This window comes from Paracoccus aestuarii (genome assembly GCF_028553885.1).
Lineage (GTDB): Bacteria > Pseudomonadota > Alphaproteobacteria > Rhodobacterales > Rhodobacteraceae > Paracoccus > Paracoccus aestuarii.
This window is the reverse complement of sequence record NZ_CP067169.1, coordinates 2501756-2521736: the sequence shown is the minus strand read 5'-3', so window position 1 is coordinate 2521736 and position 19981 is coordinate 2501756. Positions and strand designations below refer to the sequence as shown.

Below are 19981 nucleotides of genomic sequence, written 5' to 3'. Positions count from 1 at the left end.
CTCGGGATGCCGCCCCGGTGCGGGGACCGGGGCGGCTGGCGTGCTTATTGCTGGATGCGGTACCAGTCGGCGGTGTTCCAGATCTCGCTGTCCCAGGCATTCAGCTGAACGCCGCCGAGCGAGTTGGAATGCGCCGATGCCGTGCCGCGATAGACCAGCGGGATGATGACATTGCTGTCCTTGGTCAGCATGTCGTTCATCCGGCGGCCCATCTCGGCGCGTTCATCCGCATCCGAGATGGTGCCGATCTCGGCCACGAGGCGGTCGTATTCCTCGTCGCAGAAGCGGCTGATGCCTTCGCCCTGCCACTGGTTCGCGGGCGAGGGCGCCTTGTTGCAGGTATGCTTGGACAGGTAGGGGGTCGGGTTCACCCCGTCGAAGTTGTCGGCATACATCTGCACATCGGCATAGAACTTCTGCAGCGTGTCGGGCGAGCCCGCATCCGATCCGAAGAAGATCGAGGCGTCCACGGTCTTCAGCTCGGTCTCGACGCCGATCTCGGACCACCACTGCTTGATCAGCGCCTGGAAGTCCTGGCGCACCGCATTGACCGAGGTCTGATAGAGCATGCGCAGCTCGACCCCGTCCTTGGCGCGGATGCCGTTGCCTTGGCGTTCCCAACCGGCCTCGTCCAGCAGCGCGTTGGCGCCCTCGATGTCCTGGGTCAGGCAGTCGGTGTTGTCGGATGCCCAGGCCTCCGGGGCGGGGACATAGTTGCAGGTCGGCTGGCCGGCCGCGCCATAGCCGATCTCGACCAGCAATTCGCGGTCGATGGCCATGGACAGGGCCTGGCGCACCGCCGGATCGGTCAGGAAGGGATGCGGGTGCTGGGCGGTGGACCGCTCGCCCTCGGGCAGCGAGGAGGAGGGGTCGGTCAGGTTGATGTGCAGCCGTTCCACGAGGCTGCCGAAGGCGGCGCTGACCTGGCCACGGCCGGCGGCCTCCATCCCGGCGATGACGTCGGGGGCCAGCTGGGTGTTCCAGGCATAGTCGAATTCGCCCGTCTCCAGCACGGATCGCGCGGCGCCGGCGGCGTCGCCGCCGCCCTTGACCAGCACGGTCGCGAAGGCGGGCTTGGCCGGGTCGCGATATTCGGGATTGGCCTCCAGGCTGATCGTGTCATTGGTCAGGAACTGGGTCACGCGGAAGCCGCCGGTGCCCACGGGGCTGAAGTTCTGGTCGGTGCAGGTCGGCGCATCGGCCCCCAGGCAGGCCTCGAACTGGGCCTTCTGGATGATCGGCGACTGCGATCCGACAAAGGTGGTGAAGGGGTCGGGCCGGGGGCCGGTGAAGGTGATGCGCACGGTCAGGTCGTCCACCGCCTCGACCGATTCCACGCCCTCGAACTTGGCCAGCTGGGAACAGCCGCCTTCGGGATGCATGCAGTATTCGGCGGTGAAGACCACGTCATCGGCGGTGAAATCGGTGCCGTCGGACCATTTCACGCCCTCGCGCAGCTTCCAGGTGACCGAGGTCATGTCCTCGGCGATGCCGCCATTCTCGATCGACGGGATCTCGGCGGCCAGGCGCGGATAGATGTTGCCGTCCGGGTCATAGCCCGCCAGCGGCTCCAGCGTCAGGCTGGAGGCGATCATCTCCTTGGTGCCGCCCGACAGATAGGGGTTCATCGTGGACGGCGCCTGCCAGAGGATCAGGCTCAGCTGACCGTCGCTGCCGCGCTCGGCGAAGGCAGCGGGGGCCATCGCCATGCTGGCGGCGGCGCCCATCAGAACGGTTCTCAGTTTCATTGCACTCTCCTGTTGGGTGTTGCGGCCCGCGGGGTCCACGCCACCTCCGGCCTTCGGGGGCCGGTCATGTTGTCTGTCCCGGTTGTCCGGTCGGTTCTTGTCGTTCGTGTCGTCCCTGCGGAATGGGCATATCTTCAGATGAAGCCCGCGCCGAAAGCAAGACCCATCGCGACCCCGCGGCGTCCCCGTTTGGGGCTTTGACTTTTTCGGGGCAGCGTCTAGCGTGATGGCCTGACCATGACCGGGGGCGCCTGATGCTGGACGACAAACCACTTGTTTCCATCGACAAATTGCGGGTCGAATTCGAGACCGGCGACGGCGTCGTGGTCGGCGTCAAGGATGTCAGCTTCACCATCAATCCCGGCGAATGCGTCTGCGTGGTGGGGGAATCCGGGTCGGGGAAATCGGTCAGTTCGCTGTCCTTGATGCGGCTGGTGGAATATGGCGGCGGCACCATCGCGGGCGGCAGCCTGATGTTCGATCCGGGCGACGGCAAGCCCATCGACCTGGCCCGTCAGTCCAGCGCCACCATGCGCGACATCCGCGGCAACCAGATCGGCATGATCTTTCAGGAGCCGATGACCGCGCTGAACCCGGTCTTCACCGTCGGCGACCAGCTGACCGAGGGGCTGATCGCCCATCGCGGGCTGAAGAAATCCCAAGCCCGCGCCCGCGCATTGGAGATCCTCCGCCAGGTCCGCATTCCCGAACCCGAGCGCCGCATGGACCAGTATCCGCACGAGCTGTCGGGCGGCATGCGCCAGCGCGTCGTCATCGCCATCGCCATGGCCTGCGAGCCGCGCCTGCTGATCTGCGACGAGCCGACGACCGCGCTGGACGTGACCATCCAGGCCGAGATCCTGGCCCTGATCGACCGGCTGAAGCGGGAAAAACAGATTGCCGTTCTTTTCATCACCCATGACATGGCGGTGGTCGCGCAGATGGCAGACCGCGTCGTGGTCATGTATCGCGGCGACAAGGTCGAGGAAGGCCCCGTCACCCAGATCTTCGAAAGCCCGCGCGAGGATTACACCCGGATGCTGCTGGCCGCCGTGCCGCGCCTGGGCGAGATGACCGGCAAGCCCGCCCCCGAACGCCTGCGCCTGATGCATGACGGAACCCATGGCGCGCCCGAGCCGATCATCGTGGCCGACCCCAAACCCCTGCTGACGGTCAGGAACCTGACCACGCGGTTCAACGTCAAGGGCGGGCTGCTGCGCCGCACCGTGGCCCGCGTCCATGCGGTCGAGGATGTCAGCTTCACGCTCAACGCGGGCGAGACGCTGTCGCTGGTGGGCGAATCGGGCTGCGGGAAATCCACCTGCGGCCGGTCGATCCTGCGCCTGGTCGAACCCGAATCGGGCAGCGTGGATCTCGGCGGCACCGACCTCTTGGCCCTGTCGCCGCGCGACCTGCGCCGCGCGCGGCGCGAGATGCAGATGATCTTTCAGGACCCCTTCGCCAGCCTCGATCCGCATATGACGCTCTATGACCAGGTGGCCGAACCGCTGGAGAATTACGGCATCGGCACGCGGTCCGAGCGCAAGGACCGGATTGCCGCCCTGTTCGACCGGGTGGAGCTGCCGCGCAGCTTCATGCGCCGCTATCCGCACGAGATGTCGGGCGGCCAGCGCCAGCGCATCGCCATCGCCCGTGCCCTGGCGCTGAACCCCAGGCTGATCATCGCCGACGAGGCCGTGTCCGCGCTGGACGTGTCGGTGCAGGCGCAGGTCCTGAACCTGCTGATGGAGCTGCAACAGGATCTGGGCATCTCGATGCTGTTCATCAGCCATGACATGGCGGTGGTGGAACGCGTCAGCCACCATGTCGGCGTCATGTATCTGGGCCGCATCGTCGAGATGGGCACCCGGCAGCAGGTCTTCGAGAACCCCCAGCACAGCTATACCCGCCAACTGATGTCCGCCGTCCCCGTCGCCGATCCGCGCCAGCGCAAGATCAGCGAGGATCTGAACTTTCGCCCCATCCCCTCGCCCATCCACCCGTCGGATTACCGCGCGCCGCCTTCCGTCTATCGCGAGGTCGCGCCGGGCCATCGGGTGCTGGTCGATCCCGTGACGCATTCCTGAGGCGGTGCCCCCGCCGCCTCTTGCAGATGATGCAGGAAATCGCCACGCTGCCGCCCGAAGGAGAAGTCATCATGCCCGTCAAGAACCGCTTTGCCGAACTGCTGCCCGAGATCACCGCCTGGCGCCGCGATTTCCACGAGAACCCCGAACTGCTCTATGATGTGCATCGCACCGCGGGCCGGGTGGCCGAGCTGCTGCGCGAGTTCGGCTGCGACGAGGTGACCGAGGGCGTGGGCCGGACCGGCGTGGTGGGCGTGATCCGGGGCCGCAGCGACACGCGGGGCCGGGTCGTGGGGCTGCGCGCGGATATGGACGCGCTGCCGATCCATGAACAGACGGGTGCGGCCCATGCCTCGAAGGTGCCGGGCAAGATGCATGCCTGCGGCCATGACGGCCATACCGCCATGCTGCTGGGCGCGGCGAAATACCTGGCCGAGACGCGCAATTTCGACGGCACCGCCGTGGTCATCTTCCAGCCCGCCGAGGAGGGCGGCGGCGGCGGCCAGGCGATGGTGCTGGACGGGCTGATCGACCGCTGGAAGATCGACGAGGTCTACGGGATGCACAACATGCCCGGCATGCCGGTGGGCCAGTTCTCGATCCGGCCCGGCGCGATGATGGCGGCGGCCGATCAGTTCGACATCACCGTGACCGGCAAGGGCGGCCATGCGGCCAAGCCCCATGAATGCATCGACACGACCCTGACCGCCGCCCAGATCATCGTGGCCGTCCAGTCGGTCGTGGCGCGCAACATCGACCCTTTGCGGAACGCCGTGATCTCGGTCTGCGTGGTCTCGACCGATTCCACGGCGCATAACGTCATCCCCCAGGTCGTCAAGCTGAAGGGCACCGCCCGCAGCCTGGACCCCGAGGTCCGCGACCAGCTGGAGGAGGGGATCACCCGCGTTGCCACCAATATCGCCGCCGCCATGGGCGCGCGGGCGGATGTGGATTACCAGCGCGGCTATCCGGTGACGATGAACGACCCGCAGGCGACGGAATGGGCCGCCGACGTGGCGCGCGCGATCTCGGGCGGGGTGGACATGGACATGTTGCCGATGATGGGCGGCGAGGATTTCAGCTATATGCTGAACGAACGTCCCGGCGCCTATATCTGGGTCGGCAATGGCGATACGGCCATGGTCCATCACCCGGAATACGACTTCAACGACGATGCGATCCCGGCGGGCTCCAGCTGGTATGCGGGCATGGTCGAGGCGCGGCTGCCGGCCGCGTGACGCGCGACGGCCGATGTCGCGTGCGGCCCCGCGGGGTCGCAAACGGATTGTCATTTCCGCATGATCGGGGGAAATGTCGGGGGCGCGGGGCCGGGGGTCCCGCGCCCCTTTCTATATCCGGCCAAGGATGATGCACCCGATGAACAGCTTTACCCTGCGCGTGACCTGCGCCTCGACCCGCGGCATCGTTGCGGCCATTTCGGGCGCGCTGGCGGATGCGGATTGCAACATCACCGACAGCGCCCAGTTCGACGATACCGAGACCGGCCGGTTCTTCATGCGCGTCAGCTTCCGGTCCGAGGGCGCGGCCACGCTGGACAGCCTGCGGGCCGATTTCGCCCCCATCGCCGCCCGTTTCGGCATGGAGGTCGAGATCACCGCCGATGCCGTCAAGAAGAAGGTGCTGATCATGGTCAGCCGCTTCGGGCATTGCCTGAACGACCTGCTCTATCGCTGGCGCATCGGCGCGCTGCCGATCGAGATCGCAGGCGTCATTTCGAACCACATGGATTACCAGAAGGTCGTGGTGAACCATGACATCCCCTTCCATTGCATCAAGGTCACCCCCGACACCAAGCCCGAGGCCGAAGCCGCCCAGATGCGCATCGTCGAGGAAACGGGGGCTGAGCTGATCGTGCTGGCCCGCTACATGCAGGTCCTGTCGGACCGCATGTGCCGCGAGATGTCGGGCCGGATCATCAACATCCACCATTCCTTCCTGCCCAGCTTCAAGGGCGCGAACCCCTACAAGCAGGCCTATGAGCGCGGCGTGAAGCTGATCGGCGCGACCAGCCATTACGTCACCGCCGATCTGGACGAGGGCCCGATCATCGAACAGGACACGGTGCGCGTGACCCATGCCCAATCGCCCGCCGATTACGTCAGCCTGGGCCGCGATGTCGAGGCGCAGGTCCTGGCCCACGCGATCCATGCCCATATCCACGGGCGGGTGTTCCTGAACGGCGACAAGACGGTGGTCTTTCCGCCCTCTCCGGGCAGCTATGCCAGCGAACGGATGGGGTGATGCCGGATAACGGATGGGAGGCATCGGCCCGCGCCTGGATCGCCGATATGGGCTCGGACGGCGATTTCTCGCGCCGTCATGTGCTGGACGGGCCGATGCTGGCGCGGGTCCGGGCCTCGGGGGCGCATGACGCGGTGGATGTGGGCTGCGGCGAGGGGCGGTTCTGCCGCCTGATGCGCGCCGAGGGGATCGACCCCATCGGCGTGGAACCCACCGCCGATCTGCGCGCCACGGCGGCGGCGCGCGACCCCGGCGGGCGCTATCTGGACGCCCGGGCCGAGGCGCTGCCGCTGGATGACGCATCCACCGATCTGGTGGTCAGCTATCTGACGCTGATCGACATCGACGGGCTGGAGGAGGCGGTGGCCCAGATGGCCCGCATCCTGCGTCCCGGCGGGCGGCTGCTGATCGCGAACCTGAACAGCTTCAGCACGGCGGGGACCTGGCGCGGGCGCGCCGATGACAGCCGGGAATTCGTGATGAACGGCTATGCCGATCCGCGCGCGGAATGGGTCAGCTGGCGCGGCATCACGGTGCGCAACTGGCATCGGCCCTTCCAGACCTATCTGCAGGCGCTGTTGGGGCAGGGGCTGGTGATGACCCATTTCGAGGAACCCCAGCCCACCGGCGGCCCGCCCGAAACGGTGCGCCGCTTCCGCGACGCACCCTGGTTTCACGTCATGGAGTGGCGAAAGCCCGTTACTGCGGGATCTGGGCGGTGATGCCCTCGACGAAGAAATCCATCGATTGCAGCATCTCGTCGGTGGCGACCTCGCCCTCGGCCAGCCAGACGCTGCCATCGGCCTTGTTCAGCGGGCCGGTGAAGGGGTGGTATTCGCCCGCGCCGATCGCGTCGCGCAGGGCCTCGGCCTCTTCGCGGACCTCGGCGGGGACAGCCTCGGTGATCTCGCCGATGACGACCTCGCCCTCGCCGATCCCGGCCCAGCTGGAGCCGCTTTCCCACGTGCCGTCCAGCATCGCCTGCACGCGCTTGATGTAATAGGGCGACCAGTCGTCGATGATCGAGGCGACGCGGGGGCTGGGTTTGTACTGCGCCATGTCGCTGGCCTGGCCGAAGCCGATCGCGCCCGCCGCCTCGGCCTGGGCCAGGGGGGCGGTGGAATCGGTGTGCTGCATGATCACGTCCACGCCTTCGGCCAGCAGGGCGTTGGCGGCATCGGCCTCGCGCGCGGGGTCGAACCAGCTATAGGCCCAGACAATGCGCATCTCGACATCCGGGTTGACCTTGCGGGCATGGATGAAGCTGGAATTGATGCCCTGGATCACTTCGGGGATCGGGAAGGAGCCGATATAGCCGATGCGGTTCGATTCCGTCATATGGCCCGCGATGGTGCCGATGACCGCGCGCCCCTCGTAGAAGCGGGCGTCATAGGTGGCGACGTTCTCGGCGGTCTTGTAGCCGGTGGCGTGTTCGAATTTCACGTCCGGGAACCGCGCCGCCACGTTGATCGTGGGGTCCATGAAGCCGAAGCTGGTCGCGAAGATCAGCTGGTTGCCGGCCAGCGCCAGCTGGGTCAGGGCGCGTTCGGCATCCGCCCCTTCGGGGACGCTTTCGATGAAGGTGGTCTGGACGCGGTCGCCGAACTCCTCCTCGATGGCCAGGCGGCCTTGGTCATGCTGATAGGTCCAGCCGCCATCGCCCACCGGGCCCACATAGATGAAGCCGATCTTCAGCGGCTCGTCCTGGGCGAAGGCCGGGGCGGCCAGCACGGCCATCAGGGCGGTGGCGCCGGCCATGATCGTTCTGCGGTTCATGTCATCCCTCTCTCTGCTGTTGGTGCCTGCGGTTCACCGCAGCGCATGGAAATTCGTGCCGAGCGATCCGGGCGCACCCGTCCCCGCGCGGCGGCTGTATTTCTGCCGGGCCGAGATGGCCACCAGCACGATGATCGTCGCCAGATAGGGCGCCATGGACAGCAATTGCACCGGCACCGCGACCCCCGCCGCCTGCAGGCGCAGTTGCAGCACCGTGACCCCGCCGAAGAGCCACGCCCCCGCCAGCACTCCCGGCGCGGTCCAGTTGGAAAAGACCACGATGGCCAGCGCGATCCAGCCTGCGCCCGCCGTCATGCCTTCGGTCCATTGCAGCACGGTGGCGATCGAGATGAAGGCCCCGCCCACCCCAGCCATGGCGCCCCCGAAGGCGATCGCCGCCAGCCGCGTCAGGCGCACGTTGTAGCCAAGCGCATGCGCGGCCTCGTGGTTCTCGCCCACTGCGCGCAGGATCAACCCGCGGCGGGTGCGGTTCAGGAACCACCAGAGCGCGGGCACCATGACCAGCCCCAGCCAGACGATCCAGTTGATGCGCAGGGGGCCTGCGGGCATGACGGGGGCGCGCACGCCCTCGAAGGGCTTGCCCAGCATCGCGGCCAGGCCCAGCCCGAACAGTGTCAGCGCAAGGCCCGAGGCGACCTGATTGCCCAGAAACACCTGCGTCAGCGCCGCGAACAGCAGCGAGATCGCGGCCCCCGCGATGGCCGCGACCAGAAAGCCCAGGAACGGGTTGCCCGTCCCATAGGCCGCGGCGAAGCCCGCCAGCGCGCCGGTGATCATCATCCCCTCGACGCCCAGATTCAGCACGCCCGCGCGTTCCGCGACCAGTTCGCCAAGCGCGGCAAACAGGATCGGCGTCGCGGCCCCCAGCAACACCAGAAAGATCGAGATCGGGTCGATCATCATGCGCGCACCCTCCGGCGGATCTGGAAGCGGGTCAGCAGATCGAAGCCCAACAGAAAGAACAGCAGCATCCCCTGGAACACCTGCACGGTGGCGGCGGGCAGGCCCATGGTCAGCTGCGCCAGCTCCCCCCCGATATAGGTCAGCGCCAGCAGCAGCCCGGCCAGCAGGATCCCCACCGGATGCAGCCGCCCCAGGAACGCCACGATGATCGCGGTGAAGCCATAACCCACGCCGATCCGGTCGGTGATCTGGCCCGCCGGCCCCGCGACCTCGAACAACCCCGCCGCCCCGGCCAGCGCGCCCGAGAGGCCGAGGCAGAAGGCTACCAGCACCGCAGGCCTGACGCCCGCAAAGCGCGCGGCGCGCGGCGCAGTGCCTGCCGCGCGGATGTGGAAGCCGCGGATATGGCGGCTCATCAGAACCCAGGTGCCCAGCACGGCGACCGCCGCCGCAACGACGCCCCAATGCGCGCCGGTCCCGGCGATCAGTTCCGGGTTCGCCGCGGATGGGTATTGCTGCAGGTTGCGCGATCCGGGAAAGCCCATGCCCTGCGGGTTGCGCATCGGGCCAAAGGCCATCCAGGCCGCGATCCGCTGCGCCACATAGACCAGCATCAGCGACACGAGGATCTCGGACGCGCCGAACCAGTTCCGCAGCATCGCGGGGATCATGCCCCAGGCCCAGCCCCCGGCCATGCCCGCCGCGACCATCAGCGGGAACAGCCACCACGCCTCCAGCGGATAGAAGGCCAGCGCGACGGCCGCGCCGGTGATGGCGCCGATGATGTATTGCCCCTCGGCCCCGATGTTCCAGATGCCGGCGCGAAACCCGATGGCGAGGCCCGAGGCGATCAGGATCAGCGGCGCGGCCTTGACCAGCAGCTGCGGGCGGGAATAGCCGGATGCAGGGCCGAACAGCGGGTCCCAGAAGATCGTGCGGATCGCCGCCACCGGGTCATAGCCCATGATCGCGAACAGAAGCCCGCCCGTCAGCATCGTGGCCAGCACGGCCAGAAGGGGGGTCGCCAGCTGCCATTGCGGGGCGGGGGTGGTGCGGGGGATGAGGGCGATCATATCCGCGCCTCCTCCATCCCATGCGCGCCGCCCAGCATCAGGCCGATGCGGTCCAGCGTCAGGCCCTCGGTGGGCACGGGCAGCGACAGGCGGCCTTCGTTCAGCGCGCAGAAACGGTCGGACAGTTCCAAAAGCTCATCCAGATCCTGAGAGATGACGATGACCCCCGCCCCCTGCCGCGCCAGATCCAGCAGCGACTGGCGCACGGCGGCGGCGGCCCCTGCATCGACGCCCCATGTGGGCTGGTTCACGACCAGCACGCGCGGCGCTTGCAGCACCTCGCGGCCGATGACGAATTTCTGCAGGTTGCCGCCCGACAGCGCGCGGGCCGCGACATGGGGGCCGGGGGTGCGCACGTCGAAGGCGGTGATGACCTCCTCGGCAAAGCGGCGGGCGCCCGCGTGATCGATCAGGCCGCGCCGCACCAGCCCGCGACGGGGGCCTGCGGTCAGCAGGGTGTTTTCGGTCAGGCTGAAATCGGGAACGGCGGCATGGCCCAAGCGGTCCTCGGGCGCGGCCAGAAGGCCCGCGCGGCGGCGCGGGTCGGGGCCTTCGCGCGACAGGTCCGCCCCTTCCAGCGTGACGGTGCCGGGGGCGGAGGGCGCCTCGCCCGACAGGGCGGCCAACAGCTCCTCCTGGCCGTTGCCGGCGACGCCGCCGATGCCCAGGATCTCGCCCGCGCGCAGGGTCAGGGCAATGTCCTTGAGCGCCGTGCCTTCCGCATTGGGCGCGGGCTGCGACAGTCCCGCGACGCGCAGCAGCACATCGCCCGCCTGCCGCCCCGAGCGGTCGACCACCCGCATCTGCCCGCCCACCATCATCGCCGCCAGATCGCGGGCCGAATGGGCGCGGGGATCGCAGCTGTCCACGACGCGGCCATGGCGCAGGATCGTGGCGCGGTCGCAATGGGCGCGGATCTCGTCCAGCTTGTGGCTGATATAGAGGATCGCGGTGCCCTGCGCCGCCAGCTTGCGCAGGGTGGCGAACAGCAGCTCGGCCTCCTGCGGGGTCAGGACGCTGGTGGGCTCGTCCATGATCAGAAGGCGCGGGTCCTGCAGCAGGCAGCGGATGATCTCGACCCGCTGACGCTCACCCGCCGACAGGGTGACGATGCGCCGCGCGGGGTTCAGCGGCAGGCCGAAATCATGGCTGACCCGGGTGATCCGCGCGGCCAGTTCGCGCCGCGGCGGCGGGTTTTCCATCCCCAGGGCGATGTTCTCGGCGACCGTCAGCGCGTCGAACAGGCTGAAATGCTGGAACACCATCGCCACGCCCGAGGCGCGGGCGGCGCGGGGATCTGCCGGCGCATGGAGCGCGCCGCCCAGGGTCATCCGCCCGTCATCGGGGCGGACCAAGCCATAGATCATCTTGACCAGGGTCGATTTGCCGGCGCCGTTCTCGCCCAGAAGGGCGTGGATCTCTCCGGGCATGACATGAAACGAGACGTCGTCATTGGCACGCACACCGGGATAGGATTTGCCGACCCCTTCGGCACGGAACACGGGCGTCTCGGTCAAAATCTGTCCCCTTGGTCAAATCCTTGACCTGCTTATCCCGCAATTCGGTGGCCGCGCAATTGCGCTGTTTGGTCAGCCTGCGATACTGTCCCGATCATGACCGTAAAATCCCCCCGATTCATCCATCTTCGCACACATTCCGAGCATTCCTTGCTGGAAGGTGCCATTCCGGTAGGCAAACTGCCAAGCCTTGCCTTGGATGCGGGCATGCCGGCGGTCGCGCTGACCGATACGAACAACATGTTCGCGGCGCTGGAATTCAGCGTGAAGGCCCGCGACAAGGGCATCCAGCCGATCATTGGCTGCACGGTTACGCTGGCGGCGGATGCGACGGGGCCGGTTGTCCTCTTGGCGCAGAACCGCGACGGGTGGATGAACCTGATGGCCCTGTCCTCGTGCCTCTATCTGCGCGAGGGGGGCGCGCTGCCGCATGTGACAGCGGATGAGCTGTGCGATCGTGCCGAGGGGCTGATCTGCCTGACCGGGGGCGCGACGGGTCCGTTGGGCCTGCTGATCGCGCAGGGGCAGGGGGCCAAGGCCGAGGCGCTGGCCGACCGGTTGGCGTCGGCCTTTCCGGGGCGGCTGTATGTCGAACTGCAGCGCCATCCCGGCGAGAACGGCCAGCTAATGGCCGCCGAGGCCGCGTCCGAGGGCGGTCTGGTCGACCTGGCCTATGCACGCGATCTGCCGCTGGTGGCGACGAACGATGTCTATTTTCCCAAGACCACTATGTACGAGGCGCATGACGCACTGATCTGCATCGCGGAAAAGGCCTATGTCGACCAGTCCCAGCCACGGCGCCGCCTGACGCCCCAGCATTACTTCAAGTCCGCCGAAGAGATGGCGGTCCTGTTCGCCGACCTGCCCGAGGCGATCGAGAACACGGTGGAAATCGCCCGCCGCTGCGCCTTTGCAGTGGCCAAGCACGCCCCCATCCTGCCCAAATTCGCCGATGATGAGGTGACGGAACTGCGTCGCCAGGCCCATGCCGGTCTGGCCGAGCGGCTGAAGGTCATCCCCCACGCCGTCACGGTCGAGGAATACACCGCGCGTCTGGATTTCGAGCTGGGGATCATCGAGCAGATGGGGTTTCCCGGCTATTTCCTGATCGTCGCCGATTTCATCCATTGGGCCAAGGAACAGGGCATTCCGGTCGGTCCCGGGCGCGGGTCGGGGGCCGGGTCGCTGGTCGCCTATGCGCTGACCATCACCGACTTGGACCCGCTGCGCTACAACCTGCTGTTCGAACGGTTCCTGAACCCCGAACGCGTCAGCATGCCGGATTTCGACATCGACTTCTGCATGGACCGCCGCGAGGAGGTCATCCGCTACGTCCAGGACAAGTACGGCAAGGACAAGGTGGGCCAGATCATCACCTTCGGCGCGCTGCTGTCCAAGGCGGCGGTGCGTGACGTTGGGCGCGTGCTGCAGCTGCCGTTTGGCCAGGTGGACCGCCTGTCCAAGATGATCCCGGTCGAGGGCGTGAAACCCGTTAGCATCACCAAGGCCCGCGCCGAGGAACCCCGCCTGCGCGAGGCCGCCCGCGAAGAGGTCGTGGCGCGCCTTCTGGATTACGCCGAACAGCTGGAGGGGCTCTATCGCAACGCCTCGACCCATGCCGCCGGGGTGGTGATCGGGGACAGGCCGCTGGACCAGCTTGTGCCGCTTTACCGCGACCCGGCCTCTGACATGCCGGCGACGCAGTTCAACATGAAATGGGTCGAGCAGGCCGGGCTGGTCAAGTTCGACTTTCTGGGCCTGAAGACGCTGACCGTGATCCAGAACGCGGTGGACCTGATCAACGGGCAGGGCCGCCCGCTGCACATCGCGGCCGACGGACGGCAACTTTATCAGCCCGCGCCGGGGACGGAAAACCAGATCAACCTGATCCCGCTGGACGACAAGGCCAGCTATGACCTGTTCGCCAGCGCCCGCACGGTGGCGGTGTTCCAGGTGGAATCGTCGGGCATGATGGACGCGCTGCGCCGCATGAAGCCCACTTGCATCGAGGATATCGTCGCGCTGGTGGCCCTTTATCGTCCCGGCCCGATGGAGAACATCCCGGTCTATTGCGACGTGAAGAACGGCGCGCGGGAGCTGGAATCGATCCACCCCTCGATCGATGACATCCTGGCCGAAACCCAGGGCATCATCGTCTATCAGGAACAGGTGATGCAGATCGCCCAGGTCATGGCGGGATATTCGCTTGGCGGCGCGGACCTTTTGCGCCGCGCCATGGGCAAGAAGATCGCGGCCGAGATGGCCAAGGAGCGCCCCAAATTCGTCAAGGGCGCCGTGGCCAACGGCGTGCCCGAGAAGAAGGCCGGCGAGGTCTTCGACCTGCTGGAGAAATTCGCGAATTACGGCTTCAACAAGTCGCATGCCGCCGCCTATGCGGTGGTCAGCTATCAGACCGCCTGGCTCAAGGCGAACCACCCGGTCGAATTCATGGCCGCGGTGATGAATTGCGACATCCACCTGACCGACAAGCTGGCCGTCTACAAACGCGAATGCGACCGCATGGGGATCGAGATCGTGCCGCCCTGCGTCAACCGCTCGGCGCCGACCTTCACCGTGGGGCCGGGGCGCATCCACTATGCCCTGGGCGCGCTGAAGGGCGTGGGGATCGAGGCCATGCGCCTGATCCACGAGGCGCGCGGGCAGACGCCCTTCCGCGACATGCACGACCTGGCCCGCCGCGTCGACATGAAGCGCGTGGGCAAGCGCCCGCTAGAGATGCTGGCCCGCGCGGGGGCCTTCGATCTGCTGGACGACAACCGCGCGCGGGTGATGAAGGCGCTGGACGGGCTCTGCGCCTGGTCGGCGGCGGTGCAGGAGCAGGCGGCCTCGGCGCAGACATCGCTCTTCGGCGGGGGCGAGGATCTGCCGCCGCCCCGCGCGCCCCTGACCGGCATCTGGCTGCCCGCCGAGAAGCTGGGCGAGGAGCACAAGGCCATCGGCTTCTACCTGTCGGGGCATCCGCTGGACGATTACCAGGCCCCGCTGAAGCGCAAGAAGGTGATGACCCTGGCCGAGATCAACCAGGACGCGCTGAACGGCCCGATGGTCGCCCAGATCGCCGGCACCGTCGCCGCCCGGATGGAGCGGAAATCGGCCAAGGGCACGCAATATGCCTTCGTGGGCCTCTCGGACCCGACGGGCCTCTACGAGGTCACGGTCTTCTCGGACCTGCTGACCGCGTCGCGCGACAAGCTGGAGCCGGGCCAGAACGTGGTCCTGCAGGTCAAGGTCGAGCCTTCGGGCGATCAGGTCAAGATGCTGGCCAATTCCGTGGCCGCGCTGGAGGATTTCGTGGCCGATGCCGGCGCAGGCTGCCTCGCGGTCGAGATCCAGGGCGCCGACACCATCCCGCGCCTGGCCGAGGTCCTGACCCGCGTCACGGCCGAGATCGCCGCCCCCTCCCGCGCCCGCGGGCCGATCCGCCTGCGCCTGCGCCACGAGGACGAGATCATCGAGATCGAGGTGGCAAACGACGCCCCCTTGACCACCCCCGCCCGCCAGGCCCTGCGTGCCGTGCCGGGCGTGCTGGACGTCCTTGAGGAGTGACCGCCGTTTCTTCGTTGCCCAAATACCCATCTTCGCTCCGGGCATTCCTCTGGATAGATGTTCGCGCTTCGTGCTAGAGGTGGGAGAAAATGGGGGCAGCATGAAGGTCTTGGGCATCGATCCCGGTTTGCGGAACATGGGCTGGGGGGTGATCCAGGTCGATGGCCCGCGCATCCGCCACGTCGCCAATGGCACGATCCATTCGGATGGCGCACAGGATCTGGGGTCGCGGCTGTCGGTCCTGTTCCGGGGGCTCTGCGCGGTGATCGCGGCCCATGCGCCCGACGAGGCGGCGGTCGAGCAGACCTTCGTGAACAAGGACGCGACCGGCACGCTGAAGCTGGGACAGGCGCGGGGCGTCGCCCTGCTGGCCCCGGCCGAGGCGGGGATCGCGGTCGGGGAATACGCCCCGAACGCGGTCAAGAAGACCGTCGTGGGCGTGGGTCATGCGGGCAAGGAGCAGGTCCAGCACATGGTGCGCGTCCAGCTGCCCGGCGTGCAGTTCGAAAGCCCGGATGCCGCGGATGCCTTGGCCATCGCCATCTGCCACGCCCGCCATCTGCAGGGCCGCAGCCTGCGCCAGGCGAGGCCCGCATGATCGGGCGCATCGCCGGGGTGATCCTGCACCGTGCCCATGACCAGGTGCTGATCGACGTGCGGGGCGTGGGCTATATCGTGCATGTCAGCGAACGCACGGCGGCAGGGCTGCCGCCGGTGGGGCAGGCGGCTGCGCTCTATACCGAACTGGTCGTGCGCGAGGACCTGATGCAGCTGATCGGCTTTCCGACCATGCTGGACAAGGAATGGCACCGGCTGCTGACATCCGTGCAGGGAGTGGGGGCCAAGGTGTCGCTGGCGATCCTGAGCACCCTTGGCCCGGAGGGGCTGGGTCGGGCGATCGCGCTTGGCGATTGGGCCTCGGTCCGGAAGGCCAATGGCGTGGGGCCGAAGCTGGCACAGCGGATCGTGCTGGAGCTGAAGGACAAGGCGCCCTCGGTCATGGCCCTGGGGGGCGCGCTGACCATCGATGCAGGGGACGTTGCCGCGGGCGGCGGAGCGGAGGAACCGGGCATCGAGCCCGGCCCCTCCGCGGCCCCGGCGCAGGGCGCCGCGGCCCGCCCGGCCTCGGCCGCCGCGCTGACGGGCCAGGCCATGGCGGATGCGCTGTCGGCGCTGACCAATCTGGGCTATGGTCCGTCGGAGGCGGCCAGCGCCGTGGCCGAGGCGCAGGCGCGGGAACCCGGGGCCGCCATGCCCGCGTTGATCCGCGCGGCGCTGCGTCTGCTGGCGCCCAAGGACTGAACCGGAGGACGGATGATGGCAGGAAACGTCAAGGTCTTCATGTTGATGGCGGCGCTGACCGCGCTGGTCATGGCGCTTGGCTGGATGCTGGGCGGATCGGGCGGCGCGCTGATCGCGCTGCTGATCGCGGGGGGCATGAACTTCTTTAGCTATTGGAACAGCGACAAGATGGTGCTGCGCCAGCAGGGCGCGATCGAGCTGTCGCCCCGGCAGGGGGCCGAGCTTTACGCCATGACCAAGCGGCTGGCCGACCGGGCGCAGATGCCGATGCCCAAGCTCTATCTGCTGCCGACCGAGCAGCCCAACGCCTTTGCCACCGGGCGCAACCCGGAAAACGCCGCCGTCGCCGTCACCCAAGGCCTGCTGAACCATCTGTCGGCCGACGAGATCGAGGGCGTCATCGCCCATGAGCTGGCCCATATCCATCACCGTGACACGCTGACCATGACGATCACCGCCACCATGGCCGGGGCCATCGCGATGATGGGCAACATGATGCTGTTCGCGGGCGGCCGCGACGGGCGGGGCGGCGCCTTGGGCGGGATCATCGCGATGATCCTGGCGCCCATGGCCGCGATGATGGTGCAGATGGCCATATCCCGCGCCCGCGAATACGAGGCCGACGCCACCGGCGCGCGCATCTGCGGCAAGCCGCGGGCGCTGGCCTCGGCGCTGCAGCGGATCAGCCAGGCGGCGGGCCGCAGCGTCAACGTCCCGGCCGAGAAGAACCCCGCCGCGGCGGCCATGTTCATCATCAACCCCCTGCACGCCCTGCGCGCCGACCGGCTGTTCACCACCCATCCGCCCACCGAGGAGCGCATCGCCCGGCTTATGGCGATGGAGGGGCGCACCCCCCCCGCCGCGCCTCCGACCGCCCCCTCTGCGGCGGCCTCGCGCATCCCGCGCAGCGGCGCATCGCAGCCGCCCCGCGCCCCTTGGGGCCGGGGATGACCGGTCCCGACCCCGATCTGCGGCCCGAACGGCAGGAGGGTGATGCCGAGGACCGCGCCCTGCGCCCGCAGGGCCTGTCGGAATTCGTGGGCCAGGCCGAGGCGCGCGCCAATCTGAAGGTCTTCATCGAAAGCGCGCGGATGCGCGGCAAGGCGATGGACCACACACTGTTCTTCGGCCCGCCGGGCCTGGGCAAGACCACCTTGGCGCAGATCATGGCGCGGGAGCTGGGGGTGAACTTTCGCATGACCTCCGGGCCCGTCATCGCGCGGGCGGGGGACCTGGCGGCGATCCTGACCAACCTCGAATCGCGCGACGTGCTGTTCATCGACGAGATCCACCGCATGAACCCGGCGGTGGAGGAGGTCCTCTATCCCGCGATGGAGGATTTTGAGCTGGATCTGGTCATCGGCGAGGGCCCGGCGGCCCGCACCGTGCGGATCGAGCTGCAGCCCTTCACGCTGGTGGGGGCGACGACGCGTCTGGGGCTGTTGACCACGCCCTTGCGCGACCGTTTCGGCATCCCCACCCGCCTGCAATTTTACGAGATCCCGGAGCTGGACCTGATCGTGCAGCGCGGCGCGCGGTTGATGGGGATCCCCGCCGATCCCGAAGGCACATGGGAGATCGCACGCCGCGCCCGGGGCACGCCGCGCATCGCCGGGCGCCTGCTGCGCCGTGTCGTCGATTTCGCGCTGGTCGAGGGCAATGGCCGCCTGACGCGCGAGATCGCGGACATGGCGCTGACCCGCCTTGGGGTGGACGACCTGGGGCTGGACGGGGCGGACCGGCGATACCTGACGCTGATGGCCGACCATTACGGCGGCGGCCCGGTGGGGGTCGAGACCCTGTCGGCGGCCCTGTCGGAAAGCCGCGACGCCATCGAGGAGGTGATCGAGCCCTATCTGCTGCAGCAGGGGCTGATCGCGCGCACCCCGCGGGGCCGGATGCTGGCCGCCCGCGCTTGGCGCCATCTGGGGCTGGAGGCGCCGCAGCCCGCCGGGCAGGCGACGCTGTTCGAGCCGTGATTGCCTTCGGGCCGCGCGCCGATTACCGTGCCGCGCATGAGCCATGACCTGACCCTGCGCGTCTATTACGAGGATACCGACCTGGCCGGGATCGTCTATTACGCGAATTACCTGAAATTCATCGAACGCGGCCGCAGCGAATGGCTGCGCGATCTGGGCATCGACCAGGTGGCGATGAAGGCGCAGGGCGCGGTCTTTGCCGTGCGCAGCCTGCAGGCCGATTACCTGCAGCCCGCGCGGTTCGACGACCTCTTGGTGGTGCGCACCGGGCTGGCGCGGATGACCGCGGCGCGGATCGAGGTGGACCAGGCCGTGCTGCGCGACGGGCGGGCGATCTTCACCGCGCGGGTGGTGCTGGCCTGCCTGGACGGGGCGGGGCGGCCGCTGCGCCTGCCGGGCGCGCTGCGGGCCGCGATGGCCCCACTGGCCATGCCCGCCGCCCCGGCATAAGAGGCGATTGCGCCGCACCCGGCGCGCCTTGATGAAAATTGACGCCATTGTGTTGCCGCGGGGGCTGAAACCCGTGGCAGTTACAGGGTAATAGGCCGCAATGCCGGGCTGCCCGATGCAGTCGCGGCCACAGACGATGAGGCAGTGAAGATGGAACCCATTCAGGCCGCCGAGGCCATCGACTTTTCGGCCGTGGCGCTGTTCTGGCGGTCGTCGCTGACGGTCCAGGTGGTGATGATCATGCTGATCGTCGCCTCGTTCTGGGCCTGGGCGATCATCGTGCAGAAATTCCTGGTCTTCGCGCAGACCCGCGCCGAGGCCGCGAAATTCGACCGCGCCTTCTGGTCGGGCGAACCGCTGGACGACCTCTATGACCGCTTGGGCGACCGGCCCAAGGGCCCGTCCGAGCGGATCTTTTCCGCCGGGATGACGGAATGGCGGCGCAGCCACCGCGATGACGGGCGGCTGATTCCCGGCGGCATCGCCCGCATCGACCGCGCCATGAACGTGGCCATCCAGCGCGAGGAGGGGCGGCTGTTCCGCGGCCTGTCCTTCCTGGCGACGGTGGGTTCGACCGCGCCCTTCATCGGGCTCTTCGGCACGGTCTGGGGCATCAAGACCGCCTTCGAGGGCATCGCGCTGTCCCAGGACACCAGCCTGGCCGTCGTGGCGCCGGGCATCGCCGAGGCGCTGCTGGCCACCGCCCTGGGCTTGGTCGCGGCCATCCCGGCGGTCGTCTTCTACAACAAGCTGTCGGGCGACGCGGAACGCATCACCGGCGGGTGGGAGGCGTTCTCGGACGAGTTCTCGACGCTTCTGTCGCGCCAGATGGACGAGGAGTGATCCATGGCAGCCTCGGTCGTCAAACGGGTCCGCAGCAAGGGGCGCAGGCGCAACATGCCGATGTCCGAGATCAACGTCACGCCTTTCGTGGACGTGATGCTGGTGCTGCTGATCATCTTCATGGTGGCGGCGCCCCTGATGACGGCGGGCGTGCCGCTGAACCTGCCGCAGACCGCCGCCAATGCGGTGCCCACCGAACAGGAGGAGCCGCTGACGATCTCGATCCCCGCCGATGGGGCGATGCAGATCATGGACCGGGCGGTGGCCGATGACCAGGTCGTCATCACGCTGCGTGCGATGCTGGCCGAACGTCAGTCGGGCCGGGTCTTCCTGCGCGCGGACGGCACCATCCCCTATGCCCGCGTGGTCCAGATCATGGGCGCGCTGAACGCGGCGGGCATCACCGACATCGTGCTGGTCACCGAGACCGGCGGACCGCGGATGGACGGCTAG

The 19981-nt window shown here is 68.0% G+C and carries 17 protein-coding genes; 12 read left to right on the top strand and 5 right to left on the bottom strand.

Features of this window, described 5'->3' with window-relative positions; all coding sequences use genetic code 11:
• Window positions 1–44: 44 nt before the first annotated feature.
• On the bottom strand, window positions 45–1748 hold the full coding sequence (locus tag JHW48_RS12820; RefSeq protein ID WP_119887532.1) for a peptide ABC transporter substrate-binding protein: 1704 nt from the start codon (window positions 1746–1748) through the stop codon (window positions 45–47).
• A gap of 254 nt (window positions 1749–2002) precedes the next feature.
• Here JHW48_RS12820 and JHW48_RS12815 point away from each other — a divergent pair, with 254 nt between their 5' ends.
• From JHW48_RS12815 to JHW48_RS12800, 4 genes are all read left to right on the top strand, one after another.
• Window positions 2003–3835, top strand: coding sequence for an ABC transporter ATP-binding protein (locus tag JHW48_RS12815; RefSeq protein WP_205961979.1), 1833 nt, complete (start codon window positions 2003–2005; stop codon window positions 3833–3835).
• 71 nt (window positions 3836–3906) lie between these two features.
• On the top strand, window positions 3907–5073 hold the full coding sequence (locus JHW48_RS12810; RefSeq protein WP_119887531.1) for a M20 aminoacylase family protein: 1167 nt from the start codon (window positions 3907–3909) through the stop codon (window positions 5071–5073).
• A gap of 139 nt (window positions 5074–5212) precedes the next feature.
• Complete coding sequence (gene purU, locus JHW48_RS12805; RefSeq protein WP_119887530.1) at window positions 5213–6097, top strand: formyltetrahydrofolate deformylase; 885 nt, start codon at window positions 5213–5215, stop codon at window positions 6095–6097.
• Entirely contained in the window at window positions 6097–6819 is a 723-nt protein-coding gene (locus JHW48_RS12800; RefSeq protein ID WP_119887529.1) for a class I SAM-dependent methyltransferase, read from the top strand. The genes purU and JHW48_RS12800 overlap by 1 nt, the downstream gene beginning before the upstream one ends.
• Here JHW48_RS12800 and JHW48_RS12795 read toward each other — a convergent pair.
• Genes JHW48_RS12795 through JHW48_RS12780 form a run of 4 tightly spaced genes read right to left on the bottom strand, consistent with a single transcriptional unit; the run spans window position 6797 to window position 11387 of the window.
• Complete coding sequence (locus JHW48_RS12795) at window positions 6797–7873, bottom strand: BMP family ABC transporter substrate-binding protein (RefSeq protein WP_119887528.1); 1077 nt, start codon at window positions 7871–7873, stop codon at window positions 6797–6799. The two genes, JHW48_RS12800 and JHW48_RS12795, sit on opposite strands and share 23 nt — an antisense overlap.
• A 33-nt stretch (window positions 7874–7906) precedes the next feature.
• The gene (locus tag JHW48_RS12790; RefSeq protein WP_272835617.1) at window positions 7907–8797 is read right to left on the bottom strand and encodes an ABC transporter permease; all 891 of its coding nucleotides are present in this window, start codon (window positions 8795–8797) and stop codon (window positions 7907–7909) included.
• The gene (locus JHW48_RS12785) at window positions 8794–9870 is read right to left on the bottom strand and encodes an ABC transporter permease (protein ID WP_119886684.1); all 1077 of its coding nucleotides are present in this window, start codon (window positions 9868–9870) and stop codon (window positions 8794–8796) included. Before JHW48_RS12785 ends, JHW48_RS12790 begins: the two co-directional genes overlap by 4 nt.
• Window positions 9867–11387 (bottom strand): ABC transporter ATP-binding protein, encoded by a 1521-nt coding sequence (locus tag JHW48_RS12780; RefSeq protein ID WP_119886685.1) that lies wholly within the window; start codon window positions 11385–11387, stop codon window positions 9867–9869. The genes JHW48_RS12785 and JHW48_RS12780 overlap by 4 nt, the downstream gene beginning before the upstream one ends.
• Before the next feature lie 96 nt (window positions 11388–11483).
• Between JHW48_RS12780 and dnaE the strand changes: the two genes are divergently transcribed.
• The 8 genes from dnaE to tolR all read left to right on the top strand — a co-directional run bounded on the left by dnaE (window position 11484) and on the right by tolR (window position 19981).
• Window positions 11484–14954: a DNA polymerase III subunit alpha gene (dnaE, locus tag JHW48_RS12775; protein ID WP_119886686.1), complete on the top strand. Its 3471-nt coding sequence runs from the start codon at window positions 11484–11486 to the stop codon at window positions 14952–14954.
• Between the two features lie 100 nt (window positions 14955–15054).
• Window positions 15055–15552 carry a crossover junction endodeoxyribonuclease RuvC gene (ruvC, locus tag JHW48_RS12770; protein WP_119886687.1) on the top strand — a complete coding sequence of 166 codons (498 nt, stop codon included), beginning with the start codon at window positions 15055–15057 and terminating at the stop codon, window positions 15550–15552.
• The gene (gene ruvA / locus JHW48_RS12765; RefSeq protein WP_119886688.1) at window positions 15549–16256 is read left to right on the top strand and encodes a Holliday junction branch migration protein RuvA; all 708 of its coding nucleotides are present in this window, start codon (window positions 15549–15551) and stop codon (window positions 16254–16256) included. The genes ruvC and ruvA overlap by 4 nt, the downstream gene beginning before the upstream one ends.
• 15 nt (window positions 16257–16271) lie before the next feature.
• On the top strand, window positions 16272–17207 hold the full coding sequence (gene htpX / locus JHW48_RS12760) for a zinc metalloprotease HtpX (protein WP_272835616.1): 936 nt from the start codon (window positions 16272–16274) through the stop codon (window positions 17205–17207).
• Window positions 17204–18235, top strand: coding sequence for a Holliday junction branch migration DNA helicase RuvB (ruvB, locus tag JHW48_RS12755; RefSeq protein WP_272835615.1), 1032 nt, complete (start codon window positions 17204–17206; stop codon window positions 18233–18235). Before htpX ends, ruvB begins: the two co-directional genes overlap by 4 nt.
• 36 nt (window positions 18236–18271) lie before the next feature.
• On the top strand, window positions 18272–18685 hold the full coding sequence (gene ybgC / locus JHW48_RS12750) for a tol-pal system-associated acyl-CoA thioesterase (protein ID WP_119886690.1): 414 nt from the start codon (window positions 18272–18274) through the stop codon (window positions 18683–18685).
• A gap of 150 nt (window positions 18686–18835) precedes the next feature.
• Window positions 18836–19528: a protein TolQ gene (gene tolQ, locus JHW48_RS12745; RefSeq protein WP_119886691.1), complete on the top strand. Its 693-nt coding sequence runs from the start codon at window positions 18836–18838 to the stop codon at window positions 19526–19528.
• Window positions 19529–19531: 3 nt separating this feature from the next.
• On the top strand, window positions 19532–19981 hold the full coding sequence (tolR, locus tag JHW48_RS12740; protein WP_119886692.1) for a protein TolR: 450 nt from the start codon (window positions 19532–19534) through the stop codon (window positions 19979–19981).

Excerpts from the sequence above, each read along its gene's own strand:
- ruvC (WP_119886687.1), top strand. The coding sequence starts at position 15,055 with ATGAAGGTCTTGGGCATCGATCCCGGTTTGCGGAACATGGGCTGGGGG.
- JHW48_RS12815 (WP_205961979.1), top strand. The coding sequence starts at position 2,003 with ATGCTGGACGACAAACCACTTGTTTCCATCGACAAATTGCGGGTCGAA.
- htpX (WP_272835616.1), top strand. The coding sequence starts at position 16,272 with ATGGCAGGAAACGTCAAGGTCTTCATGTTGATGGCGGCGCTGACCGCG.
- JHW48_RS12800 (WP_119887529.1), top strand. The coding sequence starts at position 6,097 with ATGCCGGATAACGGATGGGAGGCATCGGCCCGCGCCTGGATCGCCGAT.
- JHW48_RS12785 (WP_119886684.1), bottom strand. The coding sequence starts at position 9,870 with ATGATCGCCCTCATCCCCCGCACCACCCCCGCCCCGCAATGGCAGCTG.
- purU (WP_119887530.1), top strand. The coding sequence starts at position 5,213 with ATGAACAGCTTTACCCTGCGCGTGACCTGCGCCTCGACCCGCGGCATC.
- tolR (WP_119886692.1), top strand. The coding sequence starts at position 19,532 with ATGGCAGCCTCGGTCGTCAAACGGGTCCGCAGCAAGGGGCGCAGGCGC.
- JHW48_RS12795 (WP_119887528.1), bottom strand. The coding sequence starts at position 7,873 with ATGAACCGCAGAACGATCATGGCCGGCGCCACCGCCCTGATGGCCGTG.
- JHW48_RS12810 (WP_119887531.1), top strand. The coding sequence starts at position 3,907 with ATGCCCGTCAAGAACCGCTTTGCCGAACTGCTGCCCGAGATCACCGCC.
- JHW48_RS12820 (WP_119887532.1), bottom strand. The coding sequence starts at position 1,748 with ATGAAACTGAGAACCGTTCTGATGGGCGCCGCCGCCAGCATGGCGATG.
- dnaE (WP_119886686.1), top strand. The coding sequence starts at position 11,484 with ATGACCGTAAAATCCCCCCGATTCATCCATCTTCGCACACATTCCGAG.
- ruvA (WP_119886688.1), top strand. The coding sequence starts at position 15,549 with ATGATCGGGCGCATCGCCGGGGTGATCCTGCACCGTGCCCATGACCAG.
- ybgC (WP_119886690.1), top strand. The coding sequence starts at position 18,272 with ATGAGCCATGACCTGACCCTGCGCGTCTATTACGAGGATACCGACCTG.
- tolQ (WP_119886691.1), top strand. The coding sequence starts at position 18,836 with ATGGAACCCATTCAGGCCGCCGAGGCCATCGACTTTTCGGCCGTGGCG.
- JHW48_RS12790 (WP_272835617.1), bottom strand. The coding sequence starts at position 8,797 with ATGATGATCGACCCGATCTCGATCTTTCTGGTGTTGCTGGGGGCCGCG.
- ruvB (WP_272835615.1), top strand. The coding sequence starts at position 17,204 with ATGACCGGTCCCGACCCCGATCTGCGGCCCGAACGGCAGGAGGGTGAT.